9 protein-coding genes are annotated in these 15,328 nt (G+C 35.1%); 5 read left to right on the top strand and 4 right to left on the bottom strand.

Going from position 1 to position 15,328, the window contains the following annotated elements; translation table 11 throughout:
- Positions 1-95 precede the first annotated feature (95 nt).
- Positions 96-731 carry an NUDIX hydrolase gene (locus AsAng_RS13115; protein WP_264793251.1) on the top strand — a complete coding sequence of 212 codons (636 nt, stop codon included), beginning with the start codon at positions 96-98 and terminating at the stop codon, positions 729-731.
- A gap of 18 nt (positions 732-749) precedes the next feature.
- Here AsAng_RS13115 and AsAng_RS13110 read toward each other — a convergent pair whose 3' ends face one another.
- A complete protein-coding gene (locus AsAng_RS13110) occupies positions 750-4,229 on the bottom strand; it encodes a TraB/GumN family protein (RefSeq protein ID WP_264793250.1) in 3,480 nt (1,159 codons plus the stop codon).
- Between the two features lie 473 nt (positions 4,230-4,702).
- Between AsAng_RS13110 and AsAng_RS13105 the strand changes: the two genes are divergently transcribed.
- A complete protein-coding gene (locus tag AsAng_RS13105) occupies positions 4,703-5,350 on the top strand; it encodes a DUF4291 domain-containing protein (protein ID WP_264793249.1) in 648 nt (215 codons plus the stop codon).
- 180 nt (positions 5,351-5,530) lie between these two features.
- On the opposite strand, the gene AsAng_RS13100 is transcribed toward AsAng_RS13105, so the two are convergent.
- A complete protein-coding gene (locus tag AsAng_RS13100; RefSeq protein WP_264793248.1) occupies positions 5,531-6,370 on the bottom strand; it encodes a leucine-rich repeat domain-containing protein in 840 nt (279 codons plus the stop codon).
- A gap of 343 nt (positions 6,371-6,713) precedes the next feature.
- Here AsAng_RS13100 and AsAng_RS13095 point away from each other — a divergent pair, with 343 nt between their 5' ends.
- On the top strand, positions 6,714-7,880 hold the full coding sequence (locus tag AsAng_RS13095) for a hypothetical protein (RefSeq protein WP_264793247.1): 1,167 nt from the start codon (positions 6,714-6,716) through the stop codon (positions 7,878-7,880).
- Between the two features lie 117 nt (positions 7,881-7,997).
- Here AsAng_RS13095 and AsAng_RS13090 read toward each other — a convergent pair whose 3' ends face one another.
- Both AsAng_RS13090 and AsAng_RS13085 read right to left on the bottom strand, forming a co-directional pair.
- Entirely contained in the window at positions 7,998-10,283 is a 2,286-nt protein-coding gene (locus tag AsAng_RS13090) for a VIT and VWA domain-containing protein (RefSeq protein WP_264793246.1), read from the bottom strand.
- Positions 10,284-10,487: 204 nt separating this feature from the next.
- Complete coding sequence (locus AsAng_RS13085) at positions 10,488-11,201, bottom strand: peroxiredoxin family protein (protein WP_264793245.1); 714 nt, start codon at positions 11,199-11,201, stop codon at positions 10,488-10,490.
- Between the two features lie 761 nt (positions 11,202-11,962).
- Between AsAng_RS13085 and AsAng_RS13080 the strand changes: the two genes are divergently transcribed.
- Both AsAng_RS13080 and AsAng_RS13075 read left to right on the top strand, forming a co-directional pair.
- Positions 11,963-13,066 (top strand): endonuclease, encoded by a 1,104-nt coding sequence (locus tag AsAng_RS13080; protein WP_264793244.1) that lies wholly within the window; start codon positions 11,963-11,965, stop codon positions 13,064-13,066.
- Between the two features lie 349 nt (positions 13,067-13,415).
- Positions 13,416-15,287 carry a LamG-like jellyroll fold domain-containing protein gene (locus AsAng_RS13075; RefSeq protein WP_264793243.1) on the top strand — a complete coding sequence of 624 codons (1,872 nt, stop codon included), beginning with the start codon at positions 13,416-13,418 and terminating at the stop codon, positions 15,285-15,287.
- Positions 15,288-15,328: the final 41 nt, after the last annotated feature.

Genomic DNA, 15,328 nt, shown 5'->3' with positions numbered 1-15,328 from the left:
TAAAAAACGCAACGATTTATAGTTTTGTTTGTTGTAAAGAAGATAAGCGGAGTAATTTAGATGCATTACTTAATTGCAATTATAAAATCCTTTGTATGGAATTGATAGAACAACTCAAAGAACGTTTAAAAGAACCTTTGCCTGGGCTGGATGCTCAGTTAAAAATGATGAGTAGTGGATTGAAAAAAAACAATCCTGATATGTATTTCAAAGCATCTGATCAAGCCAAGAAAGCCTGTGTGATGTTGTTGCTGTTTCAAAAGGAAAATAAGTGGTATACGGTTTTGATGGAGCGCCCCGAATCACCTTATGCGCACAGTAAACAAGTAAGCTTTCCTGGAGGTGGTTTAGAAGAGTTTGATGCTGATTTAGCAGCAGCAGCACTAAGAGAAACAGAGGAAGAATTTGGAATCCCCAATCAAAATATAACCATAATTGGACGTTTGAGTCAGCTCTATATCCCTGTCAGTAATTATTTGGTTTATCCTTTTATAGGCTATTTAAAAACAGCGCCAACTTATACGCCTGACCCTAATGAAGTAGCTGAAATTATAGAGGTTCAAATTGATGATTTGCTCAATCCTAACTTACAAAAGTTAACTAAAATCAAAACTTCAAGCGGCTTAATTTTAAAAGATGTGCCTTATTTTAGCTTAAATCAAAAGATCGTTTGGGGGGCTACGGCTATGATGTTGAGCGAATTTGTTGAAATTGTAAAATTGTTGAAATAGTTATTTTTGAATATTCCGTTAATTGTGGAGTCTTTCCAAAATTTCTATCAATTCAATTGCTTGCTGTTGCCAGTTGTTTGTCAGTGGATCATCTTTTGAATAGGTCAAGCCTCTGTAATCGTATTGTTGGATGGCTTTGCCTTTATAGAAAGGACCTGCTACTCCAATATAAGACGTAGATTCATCTAAAAAACGGTATTCATAAATATAGTAATTGGATTTTCCACGTTTAACTTTTCCCAATTCTTTAACAAAGTCAATGCTATCTTCATCCCTTATATAGTCATAAAACATAGTTTTGGCTACTTTAGGGGCATACCTGTATTGTTGAGGAATCAATGAACGTTGCCCATATCGAAAAAGAACGCCTAATAAATAGGGTCTAAATTTATGATTGTGGATGAGTTGGCGAAGTTTTGGGGTAGCAATATAAGGGGCTAAGCCGACTCTTAAACGTGCTACAATAGTTTGGACATAAACAGAAGAAGAATGGGCAGAATTAAGGACATCTTGGGTTAAACTGTCAATAATATTTTTGTTGGTTATAACCGAAAAAAGGTGAAAATATCGGGATAAAATAAAGTTATCGGTAAAAGAATGACGAGTTAAAGTTCTATCGTAATATTCTAAATCTACATTAAAATAGGGAAGCCAAATAGGAATGTACTTTTCTAGGTACTGCGCAAAGTGTGCATTGTTTTCTGCTAATGAAATACTTAAGGATAAAATATAAGGTCGATAATCTTGGTTTTTAGCCAAGGCTAAAAGATGCTGATAATGCTGAATCGCTTGATTAGGAATGTTATTTAAGGCATTAAAAACAGGGTATAGGTGATTCGATGAATTTTCTGCAATCGGACTATTTTGTAACAACTCTAAATAAATAGAAAAACCTCGCAAGCTGTCAATGCTTAAAATGGCTTGTAAAAGGGCTATCTTGATTGCAGGAGTGCTGGTAGGAGCTTGGTATAAATGAACTAAATCAGTGGTATAACTACTATCGGCTATTTCTTTTAGATGATGAATTAAATGCACGATGGTACCTTTTATTAAATTGGGATTTGTGTAATGTTGCTGGGCAACTTGCAAAATAGCAGGAGCATCAGAGGCATCAAAGCGATAATATTCTAATACTCGGTAGGCCTGTAACTGAACAATAGAGTCTGTTGTGCTTAAATCCTTTAGTAGTTGAGAAGATTTGGAGGCTAAAAAATCGAAGGTGGGGAGTGTGTTTTTTGAACGAAAAGAGTCAAAAAAATGATTGGTATAGCTGCTGTAAATAGCATCGTCGTCAATAAAAGCTTTGGCGACATAAAAACGCTGGTTGTCTAACCAAAATCGCTTGCGAATCATTCGATCTTTGCCGTATTCTCTGTAGACAATTTCCTGTCCCCCAATATTGCCAATTGTAACCTTTTTTTTGCTAATTAATGAATCGCCATAACTTAGATTATGGGTCAAAAATTGCTGATAAAAGCTATCTAAGGCAGCTATTTTAAAATAGGGGTTCATCAAAGAAGTTTCGAAAATATATAACATCCCTGAATTGGGATTAACGGTATGATAACGAACTTGATCGATGTAATAACTGTTAAAAGTATCTTTGCGAATTCTAGGACGAGATAAAACATCAATAGAAAAACTGCTGTCTTCTGCAACAAAGGCAGCAAAATCAGGATTGGGGTAGGATTCAAATTGGAATGACTTTAAAAAATCGTCTTCTATAAGAATACTATCTCCTGCGTTTAGATTTTGGTGAAATAAATAGTAAGTCCTAAACCCTCTAATATAAACTTTGCAACGAACATAATATTGTTTGTCAACCAATAAGTCATAAGACCTACCCTGTATACTATCGAGTTGAATGGTATCTGTTTTTATAATTTTAGTACCTTGTTGTTCAAAATTATTGGCGATATAACGAAAGGATGAATTTTTGTTTCCAGAACGAACATAGCCTGTTGGTTGATCGTAATAGCGAACCAAATAGGATTTCATTTCACTATAATTATTGGCACTGTAATTATGATAGGCATAAGGGTAGCCATTTATCCCTGACGGTATTTTTTGATTCACGTAACTTGAAGCGGTAGGGAATTTTACAGAAAATGCCCCCAAATTAGGCTTTGTAACAACCCAAGGTTGCGTTTTTAGGGGGGAAGGAGCAAAAAAACGAAGGGATTGGTAATAACGTTCAGCGTAAACTGCTCGGATTTGCTCTAAGGTATTGCCAATCATGAAATAATAAAGAATGTCATTTTGGTAAATAAATTGTAAGCGAAAATAAGTAGAGGAGTCCTGCTGAACAATAACATTGGTTCGTTCAGTGCCATTGATAATGGATGTTTTGCGCTCTAAAATGGTGCTGTTCAATTTAGAGGTGTAATTGTTGAGGGTGGCTTCTATTAGTTGTTTTTTGTTTTGGGGACTTCCTTGCCGCAAGTCAATGCTATAAGAGGCAAAAAAGACTTCATTGGTCAAATCGACATAGATAAGCGTGTTCATGTCCTTATAAATTGTAATAGGAGTTGGTTGTCCTGGCAAATCCATGGCAAAGCCCAAGCTGCTATCAATGTGGGTATGCCAATTCATTTTGTCGTGGTCAATGGTATAATGTGCTGCGACTCCTGTAAAATTTGCTGTAACAGGACGCACCAAATAGCCTTTTTTTACCAAAAGGTCTATAATGCCATTGTTGCCTGGCAAATGAGCTGTGCCAACTGCTGCAAACAAGGAACGTTGTTGCATGATTGTTATCATATTGTCAACCATCACAACATTGCGTTTAATCAAGGCAGAATCGGTCTGTGTAAAAATATTTGCCATGCGACCAATTTCTGCAATATTGCCCCGTTTATAAACCTCTACAAATTGATTGAGCATTTCTTTATAGTCTTTTTGATAATCTTCTTGTATTAGATTTAACAAAAATGCTCGTTGCTGTTCTGGGCTATAATCCGAAAAACTGGTTAAGTGACCATGGATACTTTCTAAGCCATAAACGGGTTTATTTAGGGTGCGGGCAATTCCAAATAAGTAGGCATCAACAAAGGTTTCTTTGTCATCCAGTCGAGCTTCATCTGCTTCTATTATTGTGCTGAGAATAGAGGGATTATCAAGGTTGATTTGATCCAGATCTAATTGGCTGTTTTTTTCAAACTTTTCTTTTAATTGGAGATACTCCTCATCAGACAAAACCTGCATCAAATTGTTATTTTTTTTAGCATTAAACAATTTTTGAAACATTGTTTGCATCATACTATCAGGATGAACTTCTAAGGCAAATGACTCGCAACTTTCTAAAGCTAACATAACCGAATCACTAAAATTAAAGGCCCTCGCATCATTAACGTGCATGGTGCCAAATAAATAGGACGGATTTTTTAACCCATTCCCCTCGATCTTCCACAGCAAGTTGTATTGTACGCTATCTTGGGCAAATAAAACCCAAGGAAAAAGGAGTAAAAATAGAAAGAGGTTTGTTTTAGTTGTTCTCATAGGCAGAGGAGGGGAAACCCCGTTTCTGATTTTAAATGGATGAATAGCAAAGGTAAGTTTTTATCGTTCTTTGACAAATCGAACAGCGCTTGCGACCTCACGAACCCAGCTTGCTGGCTCACGAGTGATAACGAACCGACCTCAGGGGGCTCATAAGCACTAGCGCACTAGCTAACCTAGCAGCGCAGCTAAACAGAGTGAGCTTAGGGGTTGTCAAAAAAACGTTTTTATTAATAGAAGCAAACATATTATTGATTAAGGCATGGCTTAGGAATATTTTATGTTTTTAGTGAATTTTTTTTTGATATTAATGGTTATTAAGTACAGTATAATTTAAGCCATGTTATTTTTTACAGAGAATTTTAGTACTAACTAAAGAAACTCAGCAATTGATAACCTTACCATTTTATAACCCATAACAGTACGTATAAATACCTTATCTTGTTGCTATTGTGTATTGTTATAATAATTTTATGATGAAACTAAAAACAATCCTATACCCCCACTATGAAAATAAATTACCCCAAAAAGGCTACCATATTTTAGCGCAAACTACAGCTGATACGATTATTGTTTATCAGGCGTTTAATCCCAAAATAGCAGCTTACGCAGTAGAACATCAACGCTTTGGTGGGGCACATTATCGTTTTACCAGAATGAGTTGGATTAAGCCCAATTTCTTATGGATGATGTATCGTTGTGGTTGGGCAACCAAAGAAGCTCAAAAACGGGTGCTAGCCATTGAAATTACTAAAGTTAATTTTGAAAAAATCCTAGAAGCAGCTGTCTGGTCTTCTTACAATGCTCCCCTTTATCAGACAAAAGAAAATTGGAAAACAGCGTTGGCTACTTCTTCCGTTCGGTTACAGTGGGACCCTGATCATAATCCTTATGGCGATAAACTGGATCGGCGTGCCATTCAACTTGGACTTCGGGGAGCGGTTTTGCAGGAATTTGCAACCAATTGGATTCTATCTATTCAGGATATAACTCCTTTTGTCCTAGAACAAGGGAAACGGGTAAAAGCTAAACAACTAGATGAATTATTGGTCTTGGACGAAATGGTTTATCAAGTAGAGAGTCAACTCGCAAGGAAAACAATTGGTTTGAGTATTTATTAGTTGTTCATAGATGGGCATAAAAAAAGAAGGATTTTGGTCCTTCTTAAAAATGATTGTGTGCTTACTATAACAGCAAATGCCTATAAAAGGTTCACTGAAATGCCCATTTTTTGATATATTTATTTATGTAAATTGTTTTAATGCTATTTTCTGTTGATAATCAGTTTTTTATTGATGTGTTTAATGTTTGATTTGAGTATGTGGCAGCATTGTTTTTAGACGATTAATTAAAAAATTGTCTTTGGCAATAGGATTGTTGGTCAAATGCAAACGCTCTAATTGCGATAGCTTCCAAAACGTAATAGGCAAGCTACTTATGTTATTTCCCGTCAAATTTAAAATACGCAAGTTGCTGAGTGCTGCCATCTCAGAAGGTATCCTTTCTAACAGATTATGAGATAAATTTAAAACTTCAAGATTTTGGAGCTGTTCAAGCTTAGGTGTGATCTTACTGAAGCGATTATTCGCTAGGTTAAGATTCTTTAAGTGCGCTAATTTTAGAAGTGCTGCGGGCAGCGATTGCAACTTGTTTTTAGATAAAATAAGCACCCGTAAATTTTTTATTTGACCAAGTTCGCTAGGCAATTCTGTTAGGCGGTTATTTCCTAAGTAAAGCGTTTCTAATTTTTGTAATCTCCGAATAGCTTTAGGGAATTTTCTCAATCGTTGCCCTGTAAAACTAAGTGTTTTTAACTTAGGGAATGCCTTAAATAAGATTTGGTTCGATTGGAAAAGCTGTTGATTGAAGTATAGTTTTTCCAAATTAACAAAGGGGCTAAGGTCTATTCCGCTACCATAAAATGTTCTATCTAGCTTGATGATAGAAACGGCATTGGTCAAGCCATATTCTTGGCACCAAATTAATTTGTTGGAATTGTCAGCCATTAGGCTTATCAATTCGTCGTCTTTAATAATCTCCATGCTTTTGATTAATGCTAAGCCTATTTGTTGATTGGCTTCAAGGGGGCTCCTTAATAGTGCTTTTACACTATTAGAATCTAAATTTTCTATCGATGTCATTGATTAAAATGTTGGTGTTATGAATAGCCTTTTGTTGTGAATGAGCATTCACAGGATGAAAACATCCAAATAAAAGGCGAATAGAAAGTGTAGGAAAAAGTATTAAACTTTCATAACAACAAAAAAATCTAGAAGGTTAACCAAAAAAAGTACAAACAACACAACAGCTTTAAACCTAAAAAAGTTCCCATAAATATTAAATTTTATTTTGTAACTTTTTGTTTAATTTGGAGTTATAATGTTAATGTGTAGTGTCGTTGACTTTTAGTGGGTTATGTGTTTGAGTTCGTAATGTTAGAAATCAACAACACTGCTAATTGTAAATATTAAAACCACCCCAATTATGAAACACAATAATTTTATTTTTAGTCTAATCTTATCAGGACTTTTAATGGTAGGATGCACGCCTTTAACGATTAAAACTACAGAAGAAAAAAACGCAAAAGATGCATTGAGTCAAAAAAATATAAGCATACTGGATGAGTTACAAAATGATCCTGATGTGCTTTGGATGGGAGAGTTAATGCTTGATTATGCCTTGGATTATGATTGTTGGTCTCCTTATCCCAATATTGCTTTTACAAGATGGGTGAAAGAAGTTGGAATAAAGGACAAGAATAGCTTTAAACTATTAAAATATCAGATTAATGAATTGAATAATTCTGACAATATGGATCGGAATCTGCTTTATGAGATTCTAGCCAATCGAAAAAAGATGGAGTTTTACAAAAATGAATTTTTGACCGAGCGCTATTTAGCGGAAGAGTTGGAACATATAGTGAATAGAGTCGATACTTTTATAACCTTTGATCTGGACACTAGAGAAGAAAAAAAGATGACAGCGGCTAATCAACTCAACCTAGATATTGTTAAGTTATTTAGAGTAAAACAACTTGTTTATTATAGCAAAAAAGATGTCGCTTTTAAATCAATTGCTTTAGCGGTTGCTCCCTTGCATTGTATACAAGATAAAAGCACAAACTATGAAAAAGAATTAAAGGTGCTTTTTTGGTTGAAACCTGACGTATTGGTAGATGCGCTCGATTTATCTTCTTCTTCCATTAATTGGGCAAAGCGAACTTACCGAAATTTAAATTTAGAAAAAATAAAAGTAATCAAACAAGAAAAAGAAATTAGTGTTATTATGGATCAGATGATAACCGATATTCATCACAATGCAGAAAGCATCAAAGTAGCATTGCCTCTTGATCTTGATGGCACTAGTTATTATAATGAAGATGACCTAGAAAATTTGGGCATTTTTGCAGATACCGTGTTTATGGGGGAAGGACTGCACAAAGAAAAGGAGTGGATAAAAATTAACCAAAGTAAACTAAAAGGTGATGCTGTAAAAGGACTTCGTTTGATTCAGGACTGGGTTTGGGATCAAAAACATTCTACCTTAGGAATTCGTTTTGTGGGATTTGCTCCACTAGTGGGGTATCAAACACAAAGATTAGATAGCTTATGGTCAAGACCTATATTTGTCCGAAAAATGGAAGATATTTAAGCAGAGTTAAGGATAAAAAAAGGACCAAAGTAGCCACCACGCTACTTTGGTCACACACCATTTAATCTGCCTCCACCACGAGACAGAGCAAATACTTTTTATAAATGAGTCGTTTCATTATTCGTAGACTTCATAAATTTCATTATTTAGAATAAAACGAACATTTGTGCCAAGTGCCAAAAAGGCTATCGCATCCTTATTTTCCATTAGTTTATAGTAATCTTTAGAATTAAACTGAATGCGATTGGTTTTTATGTTTTTATCTTGATTTAGAGACAAGTTTGCATCCAACCAAGTATTGTTGTTGTTGTACATGGCACGTCCTTGAATATTGACGATACCATCTGTTAGATTGCGAGTAGTTCCCTGTTGATCTTTATAGGTCATTCGATCAATGCCTTGTTTGACATCTGCTACGTTAGAGGCTTTGTTCATGGCTTGGCTCTCTTTGCTAGCACGGACAGAAGAAGAGCCTGATTTTTTTCGCTCACTAGCTTTTCCTTTGAGTCCCGAAATAGTAACCACCTCTTCTTCAAAGTCAATATCTTCAGCAATAGAGGGAGCATTTAAAGCACGTGGTCGAAGGATTTGATTATTTTGTTGTATCGAGGGATTTCTTCTTGCTGCTACTGCCTCGTCTTCAAGAATCAAATAAGAAGTATAAGGAGTAATGATGCCATGTTTTTTTGCCAGACGAGTAACTTCTTTTACCAATTCTTCATTTTCACCATGTAGGCGTATTTGATCCAATAAGTATCCAACAGCCCTAGAAGCCCAAAGATTGGGAATAAATTCTAATTCTGTATGGTTGTCAGAGAGTTGAATTTCATACTTAAAGCTTTTTCTTTCCCCATTGATGTTGCCACTGACCGTAATGGTAGATTTGCCAGTGCCTTTGTAACGTCCCATTAAACTAATTGATCCTCCTTTGAATAAATCGGGCAATTTTTTGTCGTAAACATCAGAGATGCGTACATTTTTGTCGAATTCTACCTTAATATCTGTTAGAACGGGAGAGGAGGCTTTGGTGTAAAAATCAGACACCTTGATTTCAATATCTTCATCTGGGAGTACATAGGTTCGGTAAGCGTTTGTACTTGCTGTGATTTTATCTAATAAATGCGTATTGAGATTGGTTCCAATGCCAAAGGTAAAGATGCGCACATTTTCTTTGTTCATAGCCATTACCTTTTTGAGCAAGGGATCTTCTTGAGTTTCGCCAATAGTAGGTTTTCCATCGGTCATGAAGATGACAAAGAAAGGGCGTTTACTATTGCTTTGTTGTGCCGAAAGAGCCAAATCGAGCGCTTCCTCTATATTGGTTCCTCCAATGGGGTTAATATCTTCAATAAAGTCAATTGCTTTCTTTTTATTTTCTGCTGAGAAATTTTCTACTTGTCCAAAAAGAGCGCTGGCTTCGGTAGAAAAAGGAATAATTTCAAAACGATCGTTAGGGTTTAGGTTTTCTACACAAAAGCGAAGCGCCTTTTTGGCTTGTTCCAATTTTTCGCCTGCCATAGAACCCGATTTATCCATGACAAAAACAATATCTTTGGCAACGACCTCTTGTTTTGTTCCCAAACCAGGACTTAGATTAATAAAAAAATATCCATCTTCCTTTGGAGCTTTGTAATTGAGAAAGGACAAGCCTAACTTCTTTTTATCAAGATTAAAATATAATTTAAAATCACGATCAGATTTTACATTGCTTGCCTCAAAACCAACGATTGCGTTTTGATCATTTTTGCGGATAATTTCTACTTGGTGAGTAGGGCAATAGATTGTTTTAATTTTTTCTTTTTCATTGATGTTAATTTTAAAACTAACCTGTTGAATCGGTTTGGCAGAATATTTTTCCGTATTCATTGGGAAACTGTATTCTATGGTGCCATTGTTGGGGGCAAGGGTTTCCGTATAGGTAAGTTCAATCTTCTGTTCCTTTTGGGGGAGAATGGGAAAAATTCGAACTCTAAACATCCCCTTCCCATAATATTCTAACAAGGCAGGATCTTTAGAACGGCGAACAATTTCTTCATAAATTTTTCGAGCTTTAGTTGCATCTAGCAATTCTGCCTCATGGGTTACCCCATTTATATCCATCGTAAATTTAGAAATGATGACATCTTTGGGAACAGGAAACAAAAAATAGCCTTCTAGTTGGCGATGAGTCGGATTAAAAAAAACTTGCTTGATGGTTGTTGTTGCTGTCAACTCAGTTATATTGGTATTAACTTGAGTGGAGCGAGATTCTAAAGGGAAAAGTGCGGGGTTAGGTTGTCCAGGAACAATAGAATTAGGATTGGCATGTTTGTCTGGCATTACAATTATAAAACCTCCTGCGTAAGCTGCGGTTGTATGTAGAAACAGGGCAGACAAGAGGACAAGAATGATATTAGATTTCATATATTTATAATTTACAGAGTCAATAATTGATTGCTCAATGAGAATTAAGCATACAATGTACTTAGTTGGTCTTATACTCTATAGAGATGCAGGAGTTTTGGAGAAGGGTGTGTCAGCAAAAAAAAAGCGCCGAAGATATTTTTATCTTCGGCGCTTTTTTACCCAGTTGGGGCTAAAAAATAGTCAGGATGATTTTTCGTTTTATTATAATAATTGTTGAATGGCTTTGTCAATAATTTCATGACTGTTAGGGTGGCGAGTAACAGCTTTGTGTATTTTCCCTTTTTTGTTGATGATTAAATGAGTAGGGAAGGTTAAGATTCCTAATTGTGAGCTTAGGTGTTCTTGGTTGGCTGCAAAGGAAAACTTCCAATTCTTGCCACGCAAAAAACGAGATAAATCAGCAGACTTATCTAGCGCAGGGGCTAACCACAAGAAATTTTTGTTATTGGTATATTTTTGAGCAATGGGGCTAAGGTCTTGAATATCTTTGGTGCACAAATGGGAGCTTGTAAACCAAAAACTCAGAACAGTAATTTTCCCTAAGAGATTTTCTTTGGTATAAATATTTCCCATTAAATCAACGATCTCAAAATCGGGAATTGACTGCCTTTCTAATTTTTGTGCATATTCTTTAATGCTAATCAAATGAACCTCTTCGCTACCATCTACATTTAACTTTTGTTCAGAAAGATAAAGCCCCTCTGCTAATAGTTGGTTGAATTTTTCGGTGGAAATGACCTGATTTTCTGTATTATAGAATATAATGTTTTCTTCAATTTTGGTAGGTATTGCTCGATTGCTCGAATCTTTAATGTCCTCAAATGTAATTTTTCTAGTGGTATGCTCCTGACAAGCATTGACACTGCTAATTATAATACCCAAAAAAACAAAGATAAGCCAGTTGAAGTATTTCATAGGGAGTTTGAATTCAAGTAAACAATTATAAAAGATAACTTTTAGTATAATTAATACTTGTCATTAAAAGTTAATTCTTTTTGATAAACTTTAAATACAACTCAAAAAAGAAGTGGGGTTTTTAAGTTATACTTATAAAAGTAACAAAAAAAAAAAGATTTTTTTAAACTTTAGAAATTCTATTTTAAACTTTCTAAGAAAGTAAGTATCGCATTTTAATACACTCGATTACCTTAGTTTTTTGTGTATTGTTTTGGTAATCAATTTTTTGTGTGCTAATGTTGATTTGTTGCACTGTTTTTCCTTTTTTCTTTATTAAACGATCAATAACTACTGCTTGCTTCTTTCAAGAAGTAAGATTAAGTATGGATTTTACTGTTTTCAAAATTGATACCAAAGAACATTTTTTGTTACAAAAGTAATTTCCAAGGCTAAATCATACAACAGCTAAAACCTTGTTATTGTTAAATCTATTGTATAAAATGAGCTATTTTAGGACTAAATAATCAATTGGGAATCAGGGTTGATTGGCTCTAAGTATATTGTTCTTTTATTGGTATGATGCTTTTTGGGGGGGATTTTTAAACACCAAAATTTACTTATTGAATAGAGACTAGATGTTGCAAAGTTAGATCATATACTTTTAAATCAGTTTAATTTCTACTTGAAAAAACGTAAAAAAAAGCCTATTTTGTAGCCCCTCAATTTTTTAATATGCGCATTATAGTTATGTACTACTAGTGGCACAAAATTAAAGTTTTATGCGAAAAAAATTACTGTATTTGCTGATTTTTATCGCTCCAATTGTACAAGCCCAATATAATCAAAATCAAATTTTAATTGGTCAAAGTGGTCAAAATTTAATAGATAGTTTGGTTTTTAGTTACAAGCCTGATGTTATATTAGGTTATGATGAAGCTAGAGATACATTATTTTCAAAAGTATATACATTTCAAGACAGTGTTCGCTGCGTTTATACTGGACATCAACTCTATTTAAATCCCTCTGTTGATCCATCTACAGCATTGTATAGCGGAGGCATTGGGAATGGGATTAATACCGAGCATACCTATCCTCAAAGTAAAGGAGCTAGCATAGGCAATGCTAGAAGCGACATGCATCACCTTTTTCCCGTTCGAGCAGCTGCCAATTCCGCACGTAATAATTTCCCCTATGGCGCAATTGATGATAATGATGTAACAACTTGGTATTATTTGACACTTTCCGAATCTAACCCGACTTATGATCTTGAAAATTATAGTAAGTTAGATTTGTATGAACCTGCCTTTGAGCCAAGAAATACACATAAAGGAAATGCTGCAAGGGCTATGTTTTATTTTTATACGATGTATAAGTCAGAAGCAGATGCTGCCGATCCAACTTTTTTTGCAAAACAGGTCGCTACACTTTGCCAATGGCATCTAGATGACCCTGTAGATAGTTTGGAGTGGGAGAGAAATCTGATTATTGCAACTTACCAAGAAAATAAAGTCAATCCTTTTATTTTAGATTGTAGTTTGCCTTATCGAACCTATTGTCCTCACTTACCCCAGAACAGTTGTTTTACAGGAAATTTAACTTTAGCAGATTTTGGAGTAGAATTATACCAAAATTACCCCAATCCTGCCAATATAGAGACCCTGATTCAGTATGAGTTAGCACGAACAACGAAGGTGACCTTGATTTTATATAATACAACTGGACAAGTTTTGCACGTTGTGCCAAAAAAAGAGCAAACGGCAGGATTATATCAGGAAAATCTTCAATGTTCTAGTTTACCTAACGGGATTTATATGTATAGGCTAGTTTTAGAACAAGGGGGGAAGATGCTTAACGTGGTTAAAAAAATTACGGTTTTGCATTAAATTTTTTCTTCTTCAATAAATGGTAAAGAAAAATATGTTTTCTTCCTTTCTTATCTTTTTAGAAAAAAAAGTACCTTTATGTTGTTTAATGATTTGACAATTAACAAGATAAGTTTATTGTTATTTATTAGCATTTAATAGAAGACAAAAGCAGCAATTACAAAATTATAGCGTTGTATAAGAAATGATTTCATTAATCATTTTTTTTAAAACATTTACTAAAACGTTTTAGTAATGCCTATTGGGGGATAGGTACTTCTTTTTAAGAAGGTGCTAATAGAACTAACTGTTTTTTTTACCACTTACTAAAACGTTTTAGATATTTACAAACCATTATACTTTTTAAAAAATGAAACGATTAAAAATTACCCTAATTATTAGCAGTTTCCTAATGCTAATAACGTCTTACTCCTTTGCTCAAGAAAATGCAATACACTTAGATGGAGTAAATGATTATGTAGACTGTGGAACAGATCCATCTTTAGACATTACAGGTACAGCAATAACTTTAGAAGCATGGGTTTATCCAACGGCTTTTACAACCAATGTATGGGAGGGAAATGTCATCAACAAAAGCGGTGTTGGAGATAGAGGATACATGTTGAGAGTGGGGAACAACGGACAAGTTAATTTTAATATAGGGACTGGTTCTTGGAATGAAATTAATTCTCCTACAGGAACGGTGAGCCTAAATACATGGCATCACATTGCAGGAACCTATGATGGCACCAATATGCGTTTGTATGTAGATGGAGTACAGGTAGCAATTGGAGCACTTTCTCAAAATATAGGTCTGGCATCTTATGATTTATATTTGGGGCAAGATCCTCAATTTAGTGGGCGATTTTTTCCTGGTAAAATTGATGAGGTTAAAATATGGAATAGCACAAGGTCTGCTACTGAAATTGTAGAAGATATGAACAACAGTGTATGCGGTGTTCCATTTCCTAATTTGATTGCTTATTACAGATTTAATCAAGGTGTTGCCAATGGAAATAATGCAGGTCTGACCACTGTAATTGACGAAATAGGTACCGCTAATGGTGTTTTAATTAGCAGTGCGTTGAGTGGTACAACTTCCAACTGGGTGGATGGAAAAATACCCCCATCGATCACAAACACTGCCTTAAGTATTTGTCAAGGGGACAGTGTTATGTTGGGGGGAAGTTATCAGACAATGGCAGGGACGTATACCGATTCTTTGCAAACAACAACAGGTTGTGATAGTCTTGTTATAACTACCTTGACGATTGCCCCAGCTTACTTTAGTTCAAATACTTTAAGTATTTGTCAAGGGGATAGTGTTTTGTTAGCAGGAGCTTATCAAGATACAGCAGGGACGTATACAGACTCTTTGCAAACGATAGCAGGCTGTGATAGTGTTATAAGAACCGTATTGACGATATTGCCAACCTATTCTAGTTCAACGACCCTAACGATATGTCAAGGGGATAGTGTTTTGTTAGGAGGAGCCTATCAAACTACGGCAGGCACCTATACGGATCATTTACAGACAAATAGCGGTTGTGATAGTATTATATCAACGGTATTGACGGTATTACCAAGCTATTCCAGTACCACTAATATGGATATATGTCAAGGAGATAGCGTTTTATTATATGGGGTTTATCAAACTACCACAGGCACTTATTCCGATTCTTTACAAACAGTTAATGGTTGTGATAGCATTATATCAACAGTATTGACGGTAAACCCACTACCTAATGTTTCATTGGCTGGATTTACACCAGATACACTTTGCCATGATGAAGCTGCTATAGCTTTACCTGTTGGAACGCCTGTTGGTGGAACTTATTCGGGAACTGGAGTGAGTGGAACTACTTTTGATCCAGCTGTTAGTGGGATAGGAATGCATTATGTTTTGTATTCTTTTACGGATGCCAATAATTGTATAGGAGTGGATTCAACTTCAATCAAAGTTGTGGTATGCTTAGGGGTAACTCAAACTAGTGTTATAGAAAATATTCAAGTATATCCCAATCCTGCCAGCAGTACTGTTGTAATTGAAATGGATGCTTTGGAACAAGTAGACCTGACGCTAAAAATAATAAACGCAGTGGGACAAACAGTAAAGTCTATTGTTATACCTGCCAATACTCAACAAGTCCAAATTGATATTACAGATTTAGAAGAAGGGCTTTATTTTATGGATTTTTCAAGCAAAGAAAAGCATAGCATTTACGAATTGATCAAGAACTAGAGTTAGTTACCATGTATATAAATAATGCTCAGCAATTTTTT

Origin of the sequence: Aureispira anguillae, assembly GCF_026000115.1 — a bacterium.
Lineage (GTDB): Bacteria > Bacteroidota > Bacteroidia > Chitinophagales > Saprospiraceae > Aureispira > Aureispira anguillae.
This window is presented reverse-complemented; position numbering and strand designations above follow the sequence as displayed.

Excerpts from the sequence above, each read along its gene's own strand:
- AsAng_RS13115 (WP_264793251.1), top strand. The coding sequence starts at position 96 with ATGGAATTGATAGAACAACTCAAAGAACGTTTAAAAGAACCTTTGCCT.
- AsAng_RS13090 (WP_264793246.1), bottom strand. The coding sequence starts at position 10,283 with ATGAAATCTAATATCATTCTTGTCCTCTTGTCTGCCCTGTTTCTACAT.
- AsAng_RS13080 (WP_264793244.1), top strand. The coding sequence starts at position 11,963 with ATGCGAAAAAAATTACTGTATTTGCTGATTTTTATCGCTCCAATTGTA.
- AsAng_RS13095 (WP_264793247.1), top strand. The coding sequence starts at position 6,714 with ATGAAACACAATAATTTTATTTTTAGTCTAATCTTATCAGGACTTTTA.
- AsAng_RS13085 (WP_264793245.1), bottom strand. The coding sequence starts at position 11,201 with ATGAAATACTTCAACTGGCTTATCTTTGTTTTTTTGGGTATTATAATT.
- AsAng_RS13110 (WP_264793250.1), bottom strand. The coding sequence starts at position 4,229 with ATGAGAACAACTAAAACAAACCTCTTTCTATTTTTACTCCTTTTTCCT.
- AsAng_RS13105 (WP_264793249.1), top strand. The coding sequence starts at position 4,703 with ATGATGAAACTAAAAACAATCCTATACCCCCACTATGAAAATAAATTA.
- AsAng_RS13075 (WP_264793243.1), top strand. The coding sequence starts at position 13,416 with ATGAAACGATTAAAAATTACCCTAATTATTAGCAGTTTCCTAATGCTA.
- AsAng_RS13100 (WP_264793248.1), bottom strand. The coding sequence starts at position 6,370 with ATGACATCGATAGAAAATTTAGATTCTAATAGTGTAAAAGCACTATTA.